The 19,019-nt window shown below is 64.8% G+C and carries 19 protein-coding genes; 7 read left to right on the forward strand and 12 right to left on the reverse strand.

Annotated elements, in window-relative coordinates; translation table 11 throughout:
- The 4 genes from JWM94_RS06445 to JWM94_RS06460 form a co-directional block, all read left to right on the forward strand.
- On the forward strand, positions 1-463 hold a 463-nt coding region (locus tag JWM94_RS06445), incomplete at its 5' end, for a MaoC/PaaZ C-terminal domain-containing protein (protein WP_299423799.1).
- Between the two features lie 14 nt (positions 464-477).
- Positions 478-1,773 (forward strand): AMP-binding protein, encoded by a 1,296-nt coding sequence (locus JWM94_RS06450; protein WP_299423804.1) that lies wholly within the window; start codon positions 478-480, stop codon positions 1,771-1,773.
- 41 nt (positions 1,774-1,814) lie between these two features.
- The gene (locus JWM94_RS06455) at positions 1,815-2,213 is read left to right on the forward strand and encodes a hypothetical protein (RefSeq protein ID WP_299423808.1); all 399 of its coding nucleotides are present in this window, start codon (positions 1,815-1,817) and stop codon (positions 2,211-2,213) included.
- A complete protein-coding gene (locus JWM94_RS06460; protein ID WP_299423812.1) occupies positions 2,210-2,506 on the forward strand; it encodes an EthD family reductase in 297 nt (98 codons plus the stop codon). The genes JWM94_RS06455 and JWM94_RS06460 overlap by 4 nt, the downstream gene beginning before the upstream one ends.
- A 33-nt stretch (positions 2,507-2,539) precedes the next feature.
- Here JWM94_RS06460 and JWM94_RS06465 read toward each other — a convergent pair whose 3' ends face one another.
- The 7 genes from JWM94_RS06465 to JWM94_RS06495 are packed head-to-tail and all read right to left on the reverse strand — an operon-like array spanning position 2,540 to position 9,825.
- Positions 2,540-3,523, reverse strand: coding sequence for a 2-dehydropantoate 2-reductase (locus tag JWM94_RS06465; protein ID WP_299423815.1), 984 nt, complete (start codon positions 3,521-3,523; stop codon positions 2,540-2,542).
- A gap of 11 nt (positions 3,524-3,534) precedes the next feature.
- Entirely contained in the window at positions 3,535-4,341 is an 807-nt protein-coding gene (locus tag JWM94_RS06470; protein WP_299423817.1) for an aldolase/citrate lyase family protein, read from the reverse strand.
- Complete coding sequence (gene hpaH / locus JWM94_RS06475; RefSeq protein ID WP_299423822.1) at positions 4,338-5,144, reverse strand: 2-oxo-hept-4-ene-1,7-dioate hydratase; 807 nt, start codon at positions 5,142-5,144, stop codon at positions 4,338-4,340. The genes JWM94_RS06470 and hpaH overlap by 4 nt, the downstream gene beginning before the upstream one ends.
- Entirely contained in the window at positions 5,144-6,553 is a 1,410-nt protein-coding gene (locus JWM94_RS06480; RefSeq protein ID WP_299423825.1) for an FAD-binding oxidoreductase, read from the reverse strand. Before JWM94_RS06480 ends, hpaH begins: the two co-directional genes overlap by 1 nt.
- Positions 6,554-6,560: 7 nt before the next feature.
- Entirely contained in the window at positions 6,561-7,460 is a 900-nt protein-coding gene (locus tag JWM94_RS06485; RefSeq protein ID WP_299423832.1) for a fumarylacetoacetate hydrolase family protein, read from the reverse strand.
- Positions 7,457-8,344, reverse strand: coding sequence for a hypothetical protein (locus JWM94_RS06490; RefSeq protein WP_299423835.1), 888 nt, complete (start codon positions 8,342-8,344; stop codon positions 7,457-7,459). Before JWM94_RS06490 ends, JWM94_RS06485 begins: the two co-directional genes overlap by 4 nt.
- Positions 8,345-8,355: 11 nt before the next feature.
- Positions 8,356-9,825: an aldehyde dehydrogenase family protein gene (locus tag JWM94_RS06495; protein ID WP_299423840.1), complete on the reverse strand. Its 1,470-nt coding sequence runs from the start codon at positions 9,823-9,825 to the stop codon at positions 8,356-8,358.
- A gap of 93 nt (positions 9,826-9,918) precedes the next feature.
- Here JWM94_RS06495 and JWM94_RS06500 point away from each other — a divergent pair, with 93 nt between their 5' ends.
- A complete protein-coding gene (locus JWM94_RS06500) occupies positions 9,919-10,824 on the forward strand; it encodes a LysR family transcriptional regulator (protein WP_299423844.1) in 906 nt (301 codons plus the stop codon).
- Between the two features lie 142 nt (positions 10,825-10,966).
- Positions 10,967-12,145: a DUF5624 domain-containing protein gene (locus tag JWM94_RS06505; RefSeq protein ID WP_299423847.1), complete on the forward strand. Its 1,179-nt coding sequence runs from the start codon at positions 10,967-10,969 to the stop codon at positions 12,143-12,145.
- Here the strand turns inward: JWM94_RS06505 and JWM94_RS06510 are convergent.
- On the reverse strand, positions 12,142-13,101 hold the full coding sequence (locus JWM94_RS06510) for an amidohydrolase family protein (RefSeq protein ID WP_299423850.1): 960 nt from the start codon (positions 13,099-13,101) through the stop codon (positions 12,142-12,144). The two genes, JWM94_RS06505 and JWM94_RS06510, sit on opposite strands and share 4 nt — an antisense overlap.
- Positions 13,102-13,126: 25 nt before the next feature.
- Positions 13,127-13,942 (reverse strand): aldolase/citrate lyase family protein, encoded by an 816-nt coding sequence (locus JWM94_RS06515; RefSeq protein ID WP_299423855.1) that lies wholly within the window; start codon positions 13,940-13,942, stop codon positions 13,127-13,129.
- Positions 13,943-14,094: 152 nt separating this feature from the next.
- Between JWM94_RS06515 and JWM94_RS06520 the strand changes: the two genes are divergently transcribed.
- A complete protein-coding gene (locus JWM94_RS06520) occupies positions 14,095-15,069 on the forward strand; it encodes a LysR family transcriptional regulator (protein WP_299423859.1) in 975 nt (324 codons plus the stop codon).
- Positions 15,070-15,153: 84 nt separating this feature from the next.
- On the opposite strand, the gene JWM94_RS06525 is transcribed toward JWM94_RS06520, so the two are convergent.
- The 3 genes from JWM94_RS06525 to JWM94_RS06535 form a co-directional block, all read right to left on the reverse strand.
- Positions 15,154-17,424 (reverse strand): TonB-dependent receptor, encoded by a 2,271-nt coding sequence (locus tag JWM94_RS06525; RefSeq protein ID WP_299423861.1) that lies wholly within the window; start codon positions 17,422-17,424, stop codon positions 15,154-15,156.
- Between the two features lie 79 nt (positions 17,425-17,503).
- Positions 17,504-17,977 carry a heme-binding protein gene (locus tag JWM94_RS06530; RefSeq protein ID WP_299423863.1) on the reverse strand — a complete coding sequence of 158 codons (474 nt, stop codon included), beginning with the start codon at positions 17,975-17,977 and terminating at the stop codon, positions 17,504-17,506.
- A 309-nt stretch (positions 17,978-18,286) separates the two neighbouring features.
- Entirely contained in the window at positions 18,287-18,982 is a 696-nt protein-coding gene (locus JWM94_RS06535) for a cytochrome b (protein ID WP_299423867.1), read from the reverse strand.
- Positions 18,983-19,019 lie beyond the last annotated feature (37 nt).

Genomic DNA, 19,019 nt, shown 5'->3' on the forward strand with positions numbered 1-19,019 from the left:
TGCGCCCCAGCCGAGCGGCGACGTCCATCCGTTCCGCTTGCGCTTCGGGGAGCTCGATATCGGCTACACGCTCAACACTGCGTCGCGCACCGTGACGCTGGAGGATATCGAGCATTTCGCCGACTTCACCGGCGACACCTTCTACGCGCACATGGATGAGGAAGCCGCCGCGGCCAATCCGTTCTTCCCCGGTCGCGTCGCGCATGGCTATCTGATCCTGTCGTTCGCTGCCGGGTTGTTCGTCGACCCGGCGCCCGGGCCAGTCCTCGCCAATTACGGAATCGATAACCTCAGGTTCCTCAAGCCCGTGACGCCGGGCGAAGCGATCAAGGTCGCGCTGACGGTAGGGAGCAAGACGCGGCGCAACGAGCAATATGGCGAGGTCCGGTGGGCGGTCGCGGTGACCGATAGCAGTGGAGATACCGTCGCAACCTACGACCTGCTCACGATGAACGCGCTCTAAGGGGCCGACGGGACATGGATTACGGTCCGACGACAAAGGAGGAATTGCAGCGCACTCAGCTCGAACGCCTGCGGTGGACGGTCGAGCACGCCTGGCGCAACGTGGCCACGTTTCGTGCCGCGTGTGAGGCCAAGAGCGTCACGCCTCGTGAAATCCGGTCGCTCGCCGATGTCGCGCGCCTGCCGTTCACGACCAAGGCCGATTTGAGAGCCACTTATCCCTTCGGCTCGTTCGCCGTGCCGCAGGACAAACTCTCCCGCATTCATGCATCGTCGGGAACGACGGGCACACCGACGGTCGTGGGCTACACCGCAGACGACATCCGCACTTGGTCGTCGCTCGTCGCTCGAAGCATCCATGCAGCTGGCGGGCGCCCTGGCATGAAGGTGCATATCGCCTATGGCTATGGCCTGTTCACCGGCGGGCTCGGCGCGCATTACGGCGCCGAAGCCCTCGGCTGCACGGTCATCCCGATGTCGGGCGGACAGACCGAGAAGCAGGTCAAGCTGATCCAGGATTTCCGCCCCGAGGTCATCATGGTCACGCCGAGCTACATGCTCGCGATCCTCGACGAATTCCGGCGGCAAGGTATAGATCCGCGAAGCTCGTCGTTGCGCATCGGCATTTTCGGCGCCGAGCCCTGGACCGAAGCGATGCGGCGCGAAATCGAGAGTGCGTTCGATCTCGCCGCGACCGACATTTACGGTCTGTCCGAAGTCATGGGGCCGGGCGTCGCGCAGGAGTTCCGGGACCAGTCAGGTCCAACCATCTGGGAAGACCATTTCCTGCCCGAGGTCGTCGATCCCAAGACCGGCGAACCGCTTCCCGACGGCGAGGAGGGCGAACTCGTCTTCACCTCGCTAACCAAACAGGCGCTGCCGATAATCCGGTATCGAACGCGCGACCTCACTCGATTGCTGCCGGGCCAGACAGTGCCGCATCGCCGGATGGCGAAGATCGTCGGCCGGTCGGACGACATGCTGATCATCCGCGGCGTCAATGTGTTCCCGACGCAGATCGAGGAAATGCTGCTCAAATGCGCGGCACTCGCACCGCATTTCGTGATCGAGATCAGCCGGGCGGACCGCATGGACGAAGTGACGATTGAAGTGGAGCCTCGCGCCGGCATCGATCCGTCGCATGGCCAGGCGCACGCGGCGATGCTGTCGGGCTATATCAAGGAGAATGTCGGCATCAGCGCACGTGTGGCGCTTTGCGAACCCGGCCGCATTGCCCGATCGCAAGGCAAGGCGTCGCACGTTCGGGATCTGCGTCCGAGCGAACGCGAATTTGCCGGGGCACCGTGTTAGGAGCCCCGAGCAGAACGGAATCCATCCAGGGAAAAGGCAACGTGCCGTTCGAAGTTCACATCGACACTGAGCGCAATCGGCTCAACATCACCCTCACAGGGTTCGCGTCGATGGATGACGTGCGGCGGTTCGAGGAAGACTTGCGGCTGGCGTTTACTCAATTACCGTCGCATCGCGGTCCGCATCAGCTTCTCTACGACGTGTCAGCCGCGAAGATCCAATCGCAGGAGGTGGTCCATGCGCTTCGACAGGCGGCGCTTCACTCACCACGAACCTCCGCTTTCGCGCTGGTCAACGCGAGCGCACTCGCCGGCCGCCAGTTGAGCCGCATCTTCCTCGGTGCCGCGGCACATGTCTGCCACGATCGCGATGCCGCGGTCCGCTGGCTGGACGCCAAGCTCGGCGATTTACAACCCTCTCCACAGAAAGTCGAACCATGACGGTCAAGCTCATCGCCCTGTACACGAAGCCCGACGACGAGGCGGCCTTCCTGGAGCATTACCAAACGGTCCACCTGCCGCTCGTCGAACAGACGCCGCATCTCGAGAAGACGGTGATCCATCGCGTGACCGGCGCACCGTTCGGCGAACCCGCTTACTTCCTGATCGCCGAGATGTATTTTCCCGATCGTGCCCAGTTCGACGAGGCGATGGCGTCTCCGGAAAACCGCACCGCCGGCAAGGACCTAATGAGCTTTGCCAAGGGCCTGTTCACGCTGTTGATCGCGGAATAGCCGGGCTGCGACGGTGCCGGCGCAGCCTATCGATCAGGCCTGAGTATAAAGCCCCCTCGCCTGGCCAAACAGCCGGACGAGCCCGAGCAGCGTCTCGATGTTCGGCACCGCGATGCCGAGCGCGCTCGCGATCTCCGCGGGCGCGGCGGCGATCTGGTCGATCTCGAGCGCCCGGCCCGCTTCGGCGTCCTGAAGCATCGACGTCTTGAACGCCCCGAGCTTGCGGGTCACCTGGTTCCTGTCCTCGCCGCGCTCGCCGATGGGGCAGCCGATGCGCGATCCCACCTCGCGCGCCTCGGCCATGACCGCGAGCACGAAGCGATTGACCAGCGGATCGTCGAGAATGCGGTCGCAGGTAGCGCCGGTGAACGCCGAGATAGGGTTCATCGTCATGTTGCCCCACAATTTGTACCAGATGTCCTGCCGGATCGATCCGCTTCGCGTAACGTCGAAGCCTGCCGCCGCGAATGCATCGGCGACTCTGTCGAGGCGCTCGCTGCGCTGTCCCACCGGCTCGCCGAGGATGAGTCCGTTGCCCGCCTTGTGCACCACGCGGCCCGGTGCTGGCGCCGTGACCGAGCCATGAACGACCGAGCCGATTACCCGGTCGAAGGGCAGCGCTTCCGCGATGATTCCGTCCGGATCGATGCTGGAGAGCGGCATCGCCGGGAGTTCGCCGCCGCCGGCAAGCAGGAACCACCAGGGAATGCCGTTCATCGCCGGAACAACGACCGTGTCTTCCCCGATCAGGGGACGCAGCCGCGGCGCCAGCCTCGCGAGTGCGGGGCCCTTGACCGCGATCACGACGACGTCCTGCTCGCCCAGCTCGGCCGCGTCCTCGGCGGCGGCAACGCTCGCCTCGACGGTTTCGCCGGCGGTTTCCAGCCACCATGGCCCCGACCGTAGCGCCGCCAGCGTGTTGCCACGGGCGACCACAGAGACCTGCTGCCCGGACCGCGCGAGGCGGACGCCCATCCATCCGCCGATCGCACCGGCTCCGGCAATGGCGATACGCATGGTCGTTCCTCTCAATAGACGGCGGTGGTGGCCTTGCCGCCGCCACCAACGAAATCGCGCAATAGCTCATCGCTGCCGCGCGTGAGCAATCCGGCATCGGTACCGACCGCCAGGAACGCGCTGCCGAGATCGAGGCATGCGCGGCCGAACACCGGATCGGTCGTCAATAATCCGGACGGTTTGCCGAGTTGCTTCAACCGCTTGATGGCCACCTCGATCCGCTCGACCACTTCCTCTGAACCGGGGCGCCCTCGATACCCCAGCGAGGCGGCAAGGTCAGCCGGACCGATGAATACGCCATCGACGCCATCGACGCTCGCGATCGCGTCGAGGTTGGCCAAGCCCGCCGCTGTCTCGATCTGGAGCAGCAGGCAGACCTGTTCGGAGGCGCGGTCGAGATAATCGGGGACCCTGCCCCAGCGCGATGCGCGGACGATCCCTGCAGCGACGCCGCGCACGCCTTCGGGCGGATAGCGGACCGCGCGGACCAGGTCTGCCGCCTGCTCGGCGCTCTCGACGAAGGGGATCAGCAGCGTCTGGAATCCGATGTCGAGATATTGCTTGGTCAGCCATGTCTCGCCCGACGGCAGCCGCGCGACCGGATGCACCGGATAAGCCGCCACCGCCTGCAGCTGCGCAAGCAACGACGGTATGTCGTTGGGTCCATGTTCGCCGTCGAAGAGCAGCCAGTCGAACCCCGCGCCCGCACATATTTCCGCGGCGATAGGGCTCGCCAGTACTTGCCACAGCCCGATCTGGGGCCGGCCCTCGCGGAGCGCCGCCTTGAAACCGTTGGCGAGCGGGAACGCGCCGGTCATGCGAACCGCACCGCGATCGCACCAAGCGGGCCGTAATCGGCGTGGAAAGTGTCGCCCGCGCGGATCGGCACGGGCGCGGCGAACGAGCCGCCGAGCACGATCTCACCCGCCGCGAGCGAAACGCCATGCGGGGCGAGCTTGTTGGCCAGCCATGCCACGCCATGCGCCGGATGGTTGAGGACGGCGGCGGCGACGCCGGACTCTTCGATCCCGCCGTTACGATAGAGCAATGCCGAAACCCAACGCATGTCCACCGCGTCCGGCTTTACCGGCCGGCCGCCGAGGATGATCGCGGCGTTGGCGGCATTGTCGGCGATCGTGTCGGTGACCTTGCGCGTCGCGCCGCTGGCCGGGTCCACGCGTTCGATCCGCGCGTCGATCACTTCGAGCGCGGGGATCACATAGTCGATCGCATTGAGCACGTCGGTGATCGCGATCCCCGGCCCTTCGAGCGGATGCTTCAGCACGAACGCAAGCTCGACTTCGATGCGCGGCTCGATGAAGCGATCGAACGGAATATCGCCGCCTTCGGCGAACAGCATGTCGTCGAGCAACGTACCGTAATCGGGCTCGGTGATGTTGGCGACGCGCTGCATCGCGCGGCTCGTGAGCCCGATCTTGTGCCCGATCGCCGACCGCCCGCCGGCGATCTTCGCGTCGGCCCAGGCGCGCTGGATCGCATAGGCGTCGTCGATCGTGAGGTCGGGAAATTGCAGCGAGAATTGCGCGATCTGTGACCGGTTGCGCTCGGCCTGATCGAGTCGGCGGGCAAGCTCCGCGACGCTGCCTTGGTCGAGTGACATCAGCTCGCTCCTCCGATCACTTTGCCCGGATTCAGGATATTCAATGGGTCCAACGCGTGCTTGATCGCCTTTTGGAGCCGCAACTCCACGGGCGATTTGAGGCGCGCCGCTTCGTCGCGGCGGAGCACGCCGAGCCCGTGTTCGGCGGAAATCGTGCCGCCGTGCCGCATCACTATGTCGTGGACCAGCGTGTTGAGATCGTCCTGCATCGCCAGGAACGCGGCGGCGTCCTGTTCTGGCGCCGGCGAGAAATTATAGTGGAGGTTGCCGTCGCCGATATGGCCGAAGGTCACGCGGCGTGCATCGGGCCAGCGGGCGGCTACCGCCGCATCGGCGTCGTCGAGAAAGCGCGCGATCGCCGAGACCGGGACGGCGATGTCGTGCTTGATCGTCTTGCCGATCGCGCCCTGCGCCTCAGAGATGTTTTCGCGGATCGCCCAGAACGCGGCCGACTGGCTCAAGGATTCGGCGATTGCGGCGTCGAGGACCATCCCGGCTTCCAGCGCGCCGGCCAGCACGTCTTCGAGCTGGGCACGAACGGATTCGTCGTCGCTGAATCCGCTGAACTCAATCAGCAGATACCACGGAGCAATGCCGAGCAGACGCCGCGCCGCCGGCTGGTGCTCGACCACGAGCGACATGCAAACCTCGGACAGTATCTCGAACGCGGACAATTCGCCTTGATGGCGCTGCCGAACGAGGCCGAGCAGCGCCAGCGCCGATGCGGGGTTTTCCAGCGCGACGAACGCCGTCGCGCGCGCGAGCGGCCGCGGATGGAGTTTGAGTACCGCGGCAGTGATGATGCCCAGCGTGCCCTCCGATCCGATGAACAGGTCGCGCAAGTCGTATCCGCTATTGTCCTTGCGCAGACCCCGCACGCCGTCCCAGATCTCGCCATCGGCGGTCACGACTTCGAGACCGAGGCAAAGCTCGCGCGCCATGCCGTATCGCAGAACCCCCGTGCCGCCCGCGTTGCAGGCAAGATTGCCGCCAATCGTGCACGAACCCTCGGCGGCGAGGCTGAGCGGGAAATAGCGATCCACACGATCGGCCGCGTCCTGCACCGATTGCAGGATGCACCCCGCCTCCACGGTGATGCTGTCGTTGACCGTATCGATCTCACGAACCCGGTTGAGGCGGGCCAGCGAAAGCACGATCGCCTCGCCCGTCCCATCCGGCGTGGCGCCACCCGACATCCCGGTATTGCCGCCCTGCGGGACGATCGGCACCCGGCGTTCGGCGCACCAGCGTACCACCGTGGCAACGTCCGCAGTGCTGTCGGGCTGGACGACGGCGCGCGCGCGCCCGGTCCACAGGTTGCGCCAATCGGTGAGGAACGGCGCCATGTCGGCCTGATCGGCCAGCAATTTGCCGGCGAAGGCCGAGCGCAGATCGGAGAGGCCGGTCATCGGCCGGTCAGCCGCGGCTTGCCAGCTGGTAATTGGCCTTCAAATCCTCGCGCACGCGCTCGTCGCACCCGAGCGCGACGCGGCGCACCTCGGGCGTATCCATCGGTGGGTGCCCGATGCCAGATGCGCGTAGGAGCGGACCCGCGATCACCGTATTTTTCAGCCTGCCGATATTGCTGATCTCGACCTCGATCACGTCGCCGGGATCGAGCGATCGCGAATGCGCGGGCGTGCCAGTCGAGATGATGTCTCCGGGCATCAGCGTGATGTAGCGGGCGAGATCGGCGATCAGATAGTCGACGCCCCAGATCGTCTCCTCGCCGATATGCGCTTCCTGTACCAACAGGCCATTGCGGTAGGTGCGAAGCGTCTGCTTGCGCGGATCGATGCCACGGACGATCCCAGGCCCGACCGGGCAGAACCCGTCCATCCCCTTCACCCGCAGCATCGACCCCTGATCGGTATCGCGGAAATCCTGTGCCCCCATGTCGAGCAAGGGCAAGAAACCGGCGATATGGTCCCAGGCTTCATCGGGCGTGATGTTGCGGGTCACCCTGCCGATCACCGCGGCATATTCGCCCTCATAGTTCAGGTAACGGACGCCCTCGGGCTTCACGAGCTGACCATTGTGCCCGTTCAACGCGGTCGACGGCTTGGTGAAATAGGTCGGCGTCGCGCTCGGTTGCGGCTGGTTGCGCGTCTCCATGCTGCGCGAGCGATAGCTGATATGGACCGCGATGATCTTGCTCGGCATCCCCTCCAGCGGCGGCAGGTGGATCAGCGCGGCGGGATCGACCCGGCGGCCATCGTCGAGACGAAGCTCGCTGCCGTCCATGGTTCCCCAATAGGCGGTGCCGTCGAGCAGCACGCGCCGCCGCTCGATCCTTGGGCCGTCGAGCACGCTCATGCCACGTCTCCCCCGGCCAGCGCCGGCTCAACGTCGAACCAGACGTGGATGTTGCCGGTGCCCCGTGCATTCTCATAATCGGAGAGCGGCTCGCCCGGCGCCCGCGATTCCGCGCCGCCCATCGCGCCGATCATCTGCAGATAGTGCCCGCCCAAGCCCTCCCAGGGGATTTTGGCATATTCGATCGGGAACCGTTCGAGAATCAGGTCGTGCCGCCCCTCTCCCATCAGCGCGATCGCCTCGCGGTCGCTCGCAACGAGGCGCGGGTCCGACACATTGTCGGGATGATAGATGCGGGGGTTTTTCTGTTGCCAGTCGATGTCGTTGAACTTGTGGCTTAGCGCCCCCGACGCGAGCAGCACCACGCGATCACCGCTCCGGCGGATCGCCTCGCCGATGACTTCGCCCGAGCGCAGAAAGCTGTCGCTGTTGCAGTTCTGGCAATTGCTGACGGTCATGATCCGCTCGCGCGCTCGGAGCTTATTGACGACATTGACGGTGGCATAATGCCGCGGAAGCGCTTCCTCTTCGACGACGCGGCCCATCAGGCCCTGTTCCTCCGCGACCGTCTGGCACAGCCGCGCCAGATCGGGCGCACCGCGATAGTCATAAGCCTGGCCGAACAAATACCACGGCATCTCGTCCGAGATGTAGGTGCCGGCAAAGGCTTCGCCGCCGTCGTAGAGATGATAGCCGGTGGTGAACCAGTGCGTGTCGAAGATGACCAGCACGTCTGGCCGCACCGCGTCGATCTTCGCCCGCAGCCGGTCGAATCCTGCAATCAGGTCAGAATCCGCGCCGTTCCCCATCTGGATACGGAAACTCTCGTCCTGCATCAGGCCGGGGTGGTGCGAGACGATCGCTGCGCCGACGATGGAACCCATAGTTTCCTCCCTCATCGGTGACTGAAGCTGGGTTTGAACGGCTGTTTGGGGATGACGACGTCCTTGACGTCGCTGAAGAATTCGAAGCTCCACGCGCCGCCTTCGCGCCCGATCCCCGACTGGCCGCGCCCGCCGAACGGTGCGGCGAGGTCGCGGATGCCGAAGCTGTTGACCCAGATGAAGCCGGTCCGGACGCGGTCGGCGATCGCCGTGGCGTGGGATTCTTCGCCGTAGCAGACGCCGCCCAAGCCATAGGCAGAGTCATTGGCGAGCCGCACCGCCTCGGAATCGTCGGCGAAGGTCTGGAGCGTCAGGACGGGCCCAAACACTTCCTCCTGGACGATCTCCGCGTCGGGCGCGACGTCGGCCAGCATGGTCGGCTTGTAATAGAGAGCGCCGAAGCGGTCGGGCTCGCCGCCCCAAAGCAATGTCACCCCCGCCGCTTTGGCGCGCTCGACATAGCTGGTCACGCGCTCGATCTGGCGGGGATGGATGATCGGGCCGACCTCGGTCGCCTCGTCACGCGGATCGCCCACGACCAGTTGCTCGACGATCGCGCGCATTCGTTCGACAAAGGCGTCGCGGACCCGCTCATGGACAAGGAAGCGCGTGCCCGCGAGGCAGACTTGGGTGGCGTTGCGGTACATCAGCGCGCCGGTCGCCGCGGCGGTGTCGAGATCGGCGTCCTCGAGCACGATGAAGGGCGACTTGCCGCCCAGTTCGAGGCTGCACGGCACGAGGTTCGCGCCGGCCGCGCTCGCGATGATGCGCGCGGTCGCGACCGAGCCAGTGAAGGAAATCCTCGCGATGTCGGGATTGGCCACCAGCCGCGCGCCGGTGGTGGCGCCCCGCCCCTGGACGACGTTGAAGACCCCTGGCGGGAGCCCCGCATCGTGGGCAGCGTCGGCTAGCAGCGAGCAGGTGAGCGGCGCCCATTCGGGCGGCTTGACCACGACGGTATTGCCCGACGCGAGCGCCGGACCGACCTTCCACGTGCTCAGCATCAATGGCGCGTTCCACGGCGTGATGATCACGCACACCCCCGCCGGATCGTGCCGGACGCGATGGATCGCCTGTGGCGTCTCGATCACCTTGTCCTGCAGCGTCAGCGCGGCCTCGGCAAAGAAGGTGATGTTGAGCATCGCGCGCGGCACGATGCCATGCCGCATCCGCGACAGCAGCACGCCGGCATCGGTCGATTCGGTCAGGCAGAGCAAGTCCCCGCGCTTGCCGATTTCCTCCCCGAAACGCCGGAGATAGGGCAGCCGCCCCTCGGCGCCGAGAGCTGCCCAGCCCGGGAATGCGCGGCCGGCGGCGGCGACCGCTGCATCGGCTTGCGCGTCGCTCGCCTGCGCGACGCGTCCAAGCACGTGCTGGTCGATCGGAGAAAACAGCTCGAACGTCTCCGCCGACGCGACACGTTCACCGTCGATGTAGTGCAGCGGCGAAATGCCCTGCTGGCCAATCCAGTCACTGCCCATGACGATCCTCTCGGAGTCTGCCTAGCCGTGCACATTGTATCGATTAAGCGAAAGTTCTTGTACAATTGTATAGGATATCTGCACAATGCTCCCATGACGCCGCGCTTCACGCCACGCCAGATCGAGGCTTTTCTTGCCGTCGCGGAGCTGCAGAGCTTTCGGCTGGGCGCGTCGCGGATCAACGTCACGCCGTCGGCGATCAGCAATCTGATTGGCGAGCTAGAGGATTCGCTCGGCTTCGCGCTGTTCGAGCGGACCACGCGCAGGGTCGCGCTGACCGCGGCGGGCAGGCGCTTCCTGCCGTCGGCGACGGCGGTACAGCGGCAGATCGCGCAAGCCGTGACCGCGGCGGCGGATATTCGCGATGGCGCTACACAGGTCGTCCGCATCGCGGCGCCGCTGACACTGGCGGCGACCTTGCTTCCCTATCTGATCGCGACGCGCCCCAAGCCCCAGCGTATCGCGGTCCGGATCATCGACACCCCCGTCGTCTGGCTCGCGGATCGCGTGGCGATCGGGGAAGCCGATCTGGCCATCGGTCCCGACCGCGAATGCCCGCCGCATATCGCGCGATCGCCGATCAGCCCCACTCCCTGGCAGCTTTGGATGGCGCCGGATCACCCGCTTGCCGGCCGCGAATCGATTCCGTGGCACATGCTCGAACGGCTCCCGATGGTGGCCGCCGGGCGCGATCACGAGCAGAGCATCTGGCCGCACATCGTCGCTAGCGGCACGACGCCGCCCCGGCACGTCCAGATCGTCGAACATATCACGACAACTTTGGGCCTCGCCGCCGCCGGGCAGGTCGCGACCTTCTCGCCGGACTATGTCGCCCCGCTGGCGGCGGCGTTCGGGCTCGTCGGACGCCCGCTGGTCGAGCCCGATATCGAGCGTTCGCTTTGCCTCTATGCGCGCGCCGCAGACCGCATGTCCGCGGCCGTCCAAACGGTGTTCGATCACATCAAAACGGCGACGCCGGTGCGATTGGCGACCGGATAACGACTGGCGAGCGCGGCAATTGGTTTTGAAAATCAATCTCCGGCCGGATTCGAAATAGCACGAAACGGTGTGGCGGGGTTAGGATCGGGTCAAAAGGGAGAGAGGCGATGTCCGACCGTATGGCTACCGAAAGGAGCACGACGTGACCTATGCTCCCGCCCCCGAATTTCAGGATCTCTACAACGTCTTTACCGGCGTTCCCGACAGTATCGGGGCGCATCTGAACGGCCGTTATGGCGAGCTCTCGGCGCAGAATCCTTTGCTCGTCGTGACCGGCAGCGACTTCGTCCTCTTTCCCGGCGGCGGCCGTGCGCCCCACCGCGAAAGCTTCCGCAATTCGATGCGCGGCTTCGTCGAACTGACCGCGGTCTCGCATATCGGCGTCGCAGTGCCGTTCCTGATCCGGCTCAAGGAACTCGGTTTTACCGATTGGGAGAGCGACGCCCGGCGCTTCATCGCCAGCATGAACCGCCTGCGCGCGGCCAACACGCTCGCTTATTGGCGCGATACCGCGGCGGTCGAGGCTTGGCGCGGCCGCGAGGAGAAGATCACCGACCTCGTCGACTATAGCTGCGATGTCGCGCTTAACTTCATGGCACGCGGGCTTGCCGATCCCGATAGTTTCACCTTCCCTTATGTGCGGGAGACCTTTCTCGATCCGGTCGACAATCCCGCGGCTCCCGTGCCGATGAACGACATGATGGCCGCCACTTTCGCGCTGGTCTTTCTCGATTCCGGTTTCCGCATCACCCGGTGGCTTCGCGCGCAGGAGATCGACTGGTCGCGGCTGATGGTGATCTTCAGCGGGCGCGCCGGCCGGCCGACGGCGGGCCTCACTTGGCAGTCCAATTCGGCGTGCTACGTCCTCCACCGGGCATCAAACGAGCAGCTGCCGCCCGAGCGCGTCTATATCGCGCCGCACGCCCCAAGCCTCGACGTCGCCGCGCTCGAAACGCCCGAGGGGACTGCGCGGGTCGAGGCGGAATTCCGCAAGATCTGGTTCAGCACGCGCGCGACCGTCGAAATGGGGCGTGCCATGTATGCGGACTATCCCGCGTTCCGTCCGATGGTCGAGAACGCGCCGGTCGTGGATGCCGATACCGACGTGCTTGGCGAACTGCCCAAGGTGAAGTCGCCGGAGGATCGGCGGGCGTTCGTCACACTGCTGCGCTTCGTGATGGAGGACCCGCGTCAGCAACTCGCCAACGCCTCTGCCCATTATATCGTCGATCAGCTGAGCGAGAACGACAACCGGCCCGAGCGTGTGCGCGTCCCGGGTTTCGACAACGTGGACTATCCGCGGCGTAGCCCGCGCAACTAGGTCGCCATGCCCACCCGATCGGTCGACGTCGCGTCCTGACCTGCGGGAGCTGCCGCAAAGTCGAATAGCTGGCGCGGATTGTCGACCAGGATCATCCGTCGAGTCACCGCGTCGGGCGCCCAGATCGCCAGCGCGTTGAGCAGCTCGCCGGTGTCGCGCGTGCCGTCGGGAATATGCGGCCAGTCGGAACCCCACAGCACTTTCTGCGGCGCGGCCGCTACGATCGCCCTGGCGACGCGGTCGACCGCTTCGAGGCTCGAATGCCGGGCCAGACGATACGGCGCGCTCAACTTGAGCCAGCAATGGCCATCGCGCAGCAGACCGAGCATGCGCTCGAAATCGTCCTCGGTCAGGCCGTCCTTCGCCAGCATATATCCCATATGATCGACGACGAACGCGATCTCGAGTTCCGCAAGCATGTCCATCGAATCGCGGACGATCGCGCCCGGCGTGTAGAATTGCAGATGCCAGCCAAGCGGCGCCACGCGGGCGGCCATCTGGCGGATATAGGCATGGATCTCCGCGATCGGCAGCGACGCCCGCTTGAACAGATCGAGCCGGACGCCGCGCACCCCGGCGTCATGAAGGCGCTCGAGTTCGACGTCGCTCACGCTTGGTTCGATATTGACGATGCCGCGCGCGATTGGACCGGCGTCGGCCAAAGCGTCGATCAGGCACGAATTGTCGGTGCCGTAGAAGCTCGGCTGGACGATCACGAAATTGTCGATGCCCAGCACGGGCATGAGTTTCAGGTAATGGTCCAGCCCTCCGTCGGGCAGCGTGTAATTGGCGTCGGGGACACTCGGATAAAGCAGCGGCGTGCTCGGGAATTCGCCGCGCGCTTCGAAGACATGCATGTGCGCGTCGCACGCGCCCGCGGGCATCGCGAACGCAGGACGTTCGAGGCTCTGCGCGGGGCGCATCTTCGTGCTGATTTCGTTCGGATCACCGGGCATTCTATTCTCCAGAAAAGTCGGGGCGTCAGGCGTCCGCCATGTGGGCGCGCCATTCGTCGGCGCGCTGATTGATCACGCCGGCCAGCATGTCCGTGTCGATCCCGGCAAAGACCAGCGGCGCGAAGCCCATGTCGAGCAACTCGCGCCAATGCCCAGCATCGGCCACACCGCCGATCACCGCGAGCTTGCCGGCGGCGCGTGCGGCTGCGGCAACCTTGGCGCACGCGTCGAGGATCGCCGGGTTGCGCACTTCGCCGGGACAGCCGTAATCGGCGGTCAGGTCGTTGGTCCCGATGCCCAGGATATCAACCCCGTCGACCGCGGCGATGTCCGCGATGTTTTCGATGCCGAGGCGCGATTCGATCAGCACTTGAAGCAGGACATCGTCGTTGGCGCGTGTCGTGAGCTCGGTCGCCGGCATGCGGGCAAAGCCATGGTGCGGCAGCATCGCCAGCGCCGAGCGCTGCCCGCGAGGCGGAAAGCGGCACGCGTCGGCGGCATCGCGCGCCGCCGCCGCCGTTTCGACCTTGGGAACGATGATCCCGCTCGCGCCGCAGTCCAGCAGACGTCCAATGACGCCATATTCGCGTTCGGGGACCCGGACCCACGCTCCCATCCCCAGATCCATCGCGGTCGCCGCGAGCGCCGCCGCGCAATCGATCGAGAGGCTGGCATGTTCGAGGTCGATCCAGATGACATCGTACCCCGCCGCCGACGCCATGCGGATGATCTCGCCTGTCCGGGCGTTACGGATACCGAGTTGGATAATCGGTTCGGAAGCCAGCAGCCGGTCGCGGATCGACCGGACCTGCTCACGCTCCTGTGATCTGTAGCGTGTCATTCCAGCCCCTCTCGTGGCTATGTTCTTGAGCCGAAGCCGTCCGGCGCCTTGGGGGCGCGCCAGATACGCTTCGTTCCGGGATGCAGATTGCCGTTGCTTTGCCGCGTATGCTAATTCACGCTCCACCCCATATTGATTGAAGCTCCGCATCAATGAACCTGCGCCAGATCCAATATTTCGCCGTTCTGGCCGAGGAGCTCCACTTCCGGCGCGCGGCGGAACGGCTGGCAATCACGCAAGCGCCCCTGTCGGTGGCGATTCAGTCGCTCGAACGCGAACTCGGCACGATGCTGTTCCGCCGGACGCAGCGGCGGGTCGAACTGACCGAAATGGGCATGGCGTTCCGCCGCCACGCGACCGAGATACTCGAGCGGATCAATTTCGGCGTCAGCGACATGAAGGAACTGGTCGCCGGTAACGCGGGGCGCTTGCGCGTCGGCTTCACCTCGGCCGCGCCGCTTCTGACCTTCTTTCCTAATATGATCGCGTCGTTCTGCCTGCGCTATCCTAAGGTCCAGGTCACGCTGCACGATTTGCCGTCGGCCAGTCAGATCACGGCCTTGCAAGCGCATGAGATCGATGTCGGGATCATGCGCGGCACCGGGCAGGGCCAGGTCGCGGACGTTGCCTATACCCGCTTGTTTCGCGACAAGCTCATCGTCGTCATGCGCAACGACAATCCGCTGGCGGCCAAACCCGAGCTCAGCCTCGCCGATCTGCGCGACGAGAAGTTCCTGTTCTACCCGCCGCGAGCCGGTATCGGCATCGGCGATCTTTTGCGCGAATTGTGCGCAAAACGCGGTTTCACGCCGAATGTCGTGCAGGAAGTCATCGATACGTCGGCGCTCGTATGCCTTGCCGCGACCGGGATGGGTATCGCGGTTGTCCCATCGGAGCTTCAGTGCATCCACGTGCCGAACACCGTGTTCAGGACGCTGAGCGACGAAGATATGGTCACCGACGTCTGGCTCGTCGCGCGCGCCGGCGAACCGAGCCCGTTGATCGCCGCGTTCAACACGATCGTGAAGGGCGCGCTCACCGCGTGGAAGAAGGACGACGCGCAAAGTCAGTTCGCGTCGACGGTCGGCCCCGACCCTGTTACGCCGGTCGCGGTCGAAGCTAGCTGATCCCGACACGATTGCGCCGTCCGAAGCAGTATCCGGACGGCGCGTCGACGACCGATATCGATCCGGAAGGCCTGGCCAGCCCGTCTAGAAGTGGAATGCGAGCGTCGCACCGAATTCGCGCGGTCGGCCCAGCAGCTGATACACGATGCCGATGCCCTGGCTGTCGCCAATACTGGTAATATAGCGCTTGTCGGCCAGGTTGGTCCCGAACACGCTCACTTCCCACGGACCCTTTCGCGGCGCGTAGGCGAGCCGCGCACCGATGATGCCGTAGCTTGGCATGAACGACACTGCGGAGTTGATCGGCGTCGAGAAGCTCGACGAGCGGTAGGCGTAATTGACCGACGGCGTCAGCGTTCCGCCTGAACCCAGATCGATCTTGTAACGTGCGCTAACGCCCACGTTCCAGGTCGGCACATAGGGAATCTTGCCAGTGGGAGCAACGATCGCGCCCGGCTGGAGCTTGGTGTATTTGTCGTCGACATAGCCGACGGTTCCCGACAGCTCGAACCCTTTGACGGGTACGATCGTCAGCTCGCCCTCGAAGCCCTGAATACGGGCCTTGGCCACATTGTTGATGTCACTGATGATCTGGTTATTGATCAGAATCTGCCGGGTCAGCTGGATATTGCTATAGTTCGCCCGATAAACCGCAAAATTCGCGCGGATGTGGTGATCGAACAGGTCCGACTTTATACCGGCTTCGTACGACCAGAGCGTCTCCGGCTGGAATTCGGTCAGCGAGACCGCTGTCGCGGGCCGCTGATTGAACCCGCCGCTCTTGTAGCCGCGCGACGCCGACGCGTAGATCAGCACGTTCGGCGTGACCTGGTAGTCGAGCGAGAAGCGCGGCGTGAAGGCGTTGTAATCGCCTTTGAGCGGGGTCGTCGGGACGTAGACAATGCCCGATTCCGGACTGTCGACGAATACCGTCACATCCTTGCGGTCCTCCGTGTAGCGAATCCCCGCGGTAAGACTTAGCCTGGACGTAATTTTGAGCGTGCCCTGCGCGTAGAGCGCGTAGCTGTCAGTCGACTGCGTCGAGATATACCGGCGGCCGATATCGAAGCCGGCAACGTGAAGCGTGCGGTACAGCCCGGGCAGGATCGTCGCGACGTTGAACTCGCTCGCATCTTCTCGGAGGTAAAAGCCGCCGACGATGAAGTTGAGCTTGTCGTCGAACAGCTTGCCGAGCAGCTGAACTTCCTGCGTGTATTGGCGCGACCGGGAATTGCGCGAGATTTCGATATAGGTGGCGGGGCTTCCGTCGGTATCGCGCAGGAAGTAGATATGCGCATTACGATAGGCACTGATCGATTTCAGCGAGAAGCCACCGCCCAGATCGTAGGTCAGCGTTCCGCTAAGGCCGTAAATGCGGTCGCGCGCCGGCTGATAGGCTTGCGAGAAATTGTCATATCTGCCCGACGCCGTGTTGGCCTGGCTAATCGTGATGCCGAGCTGCGGACCGCCGACATTGGCGTTCCACAGGTTGAGCAGATTGGACTGGATGATCTTGGTCTGCCCCGGCGTGACGGTATCAGTATAAGCGGAATAATCGGCCGCGAGATCGATCGTGAGCGCGTTGGTTGGCGCCCAGCGCAGTTTCACGCGCCCCGAAAGGCGGTCCTGATCGCCGAGCCGCCCGAGCCGCTTCCCGTTGATCGCGAGCCGGTCGCCATAGCCGTCTTGGCCCTTGAGATTCACGGCGACGCTCAGCCCCAGCGTATCGCTCGCCGCGACACTGGCATAAGCGCGAGCCTGGAGGAGATTATACGTACCGCCGGTAAATTCGACCCGCACCTGCGGGTCCTTGCCCGGCGTCGCGGTCACGACGTTGACCGCGCCGCCGACGGCGTTCTTGCCGAACAAGGTGCCCTGCGGCCCACGTAGGATTTCCACACGCTGGATATCGGGCAGGTCGAGCGCGCCGCCCGCCGATTTGGCGACATAGGTGCCGTCGACATAGACCGGCACGCCGGGGTCGGAATAGATCGCCGGGTCGGGCTGACCGATGCCGCGGATATAGATGAGCGGCACCGATGCGGTCGGCGCATTTGACCCCGAAGCGTTGATCGACAGGCTGGGCGCGATGCGCGCTAGGTCCGCCACCGACGTGATATTCTGCGCCCGCAAATCCTCGCCGCTAATTGCGGTGACCGCGATCGGCGTCTTCTGGAGCGACTCCTCGCGCCGTTGTGCGGTGATCACGATGTCGTCGATCGCCGGCCCATTGGCGTCAGCCGCCGGCGGCGGGTTGGTGGTCTCTTGGGCATGGGCACCCGTCGGTGCGAGCACCCAAGCGGCGCCGGCCAGCAGCGCCATCCTGACGGCGGCACGAGTAGCAACGGTCGTCATCTTCTCTCCCCTCCTCGCTCGTTTTTTGATTTGCCCGCGGCGCCCCGAGCCGGCGGCCGCAATCCTGGTAGCCAAGAGTTCAATTGAGTTGATCCTCGATGACCTCAGCGGCCGCGAGCGCACAGCGTTCATCGACCGAACTCGGTTCGGCGCCGCTCACGCCGATCGCGCCGATCAGCTGATCGCGCGACCACAGCGGCACGCCGCCTGCGAAAGCCAGCAGGTTGCCATCACCGCGAACCTGAGCAGCGATCGCGGAGTCGCCCTTCGCGAGCGCCGCGACGGCCGATGTCGGCTTGTCGAAAACCCGCGCGGTATTGGCTTTGCGCAACGCCGTATAAGCGTGGAACCCCGCGGTCGTGTCCGGCACGTAGAAGAGCTTTGGCATGCCGGCTGAATCGACGATGCTGACTGCGATCGAATAGCCGTTGCATGCCTTCACTGCAGCCTGGGCGGCGGCGAGCGCCAAGTCCATTGTGGGTCCATCCGCGCGCGCCGGAAACGTCGGTCGCGGCGGCTTCTGATCGTCCGGCAACGGCACGCCGTCGAACAACCGGCCATAATCACCGGGAAACCCCGACGTCTGCGCACCGACTTGCCCCACTGCCGCTGTGAGCGGCACCGCCAGGCAGAGTACGATCGCGTATATCGCTAAGCGTTTCAATCAGCCTCTCCCCGCTGTGTTCATATCGGCACCGATTTAGTCGGCGTCCGGGTTCACCTATTGCTGATGCGAACCGGCGATTTGATCCAATGCATTCTGCGAACGTCATTGATGGCTTGAACCAATCGATTGTAGCGCGTTGGCAGCCGCCATGGCGGGCCGTCGAAAAGACCCATCGCGCCAGCGTTCGCGAAGCGATCAGGCCTTGCCCAGGCTCATCCGTTGCAGCTGCCGGCGACGGTCGACGAAGTGGTGCTTGAGCGCGCCAGACACGTGGAGAAGCAGCAGCGCGAGCATGATCCAGCCGCCCGCGAGGTGCGTCTTTTCGATCTGGTCGTGCAAGGCTTTCTGTTGCTGTATTCCGGCAGGCGCGCTCCCGATTTCGTGGATCGGAGCGATGAGCGGGAGCCGGAACAGACCCCACACCATCAAGGGTCCGCGTGGACCTGCCTGGCCGCTCGGGCGCCCACCGGGCGCCGGTGCCGATCCGGATACCGCCGGCGCGCCAGCGACCGCGGCCCGCTGAGCACCAGAAGCAGGAACCGGATTTGCCGATACCAGTGCCCAACCGGAGAGCGGCAGCGCGACCATCGCGGCGTAAAGCAGGACATGAACCGTCCGCGCGAGACGCGCTTCCCAATCCTTGATCGGCAGGAGCGACGGCGGCCGATGCGTCAGGCGCCATCCGATGCGGACTACCGTCAGCAGCAGGATCGTGATCCCGGAGGATACGTGAAAGATGAAGAACGGCCGAGGCAACACCGGCTTAAGAAGCCCGGACGTGAGGTTGTAGAGGATCAGCGCCGCAATGGCCCAATGAAGCCCGACCGCCACCTTGGTATATCGCTGTTCCGCCGCTTCCGCGATCGGCTGCGGCTCGATTGCCACGTACATGCTGCTCTCTCCGCTCGTGCGTTGACGCCATCGCTCG

Source organism: Sphingomonas bacterium (genome assembly GCF_028289855.1).
Taxonomy (GTDB): Bacteria; Pseudomonadota; Alphaproteobacteria; order Sphingomonadales; family Sphingomonadaceae; genus Sphingomonas.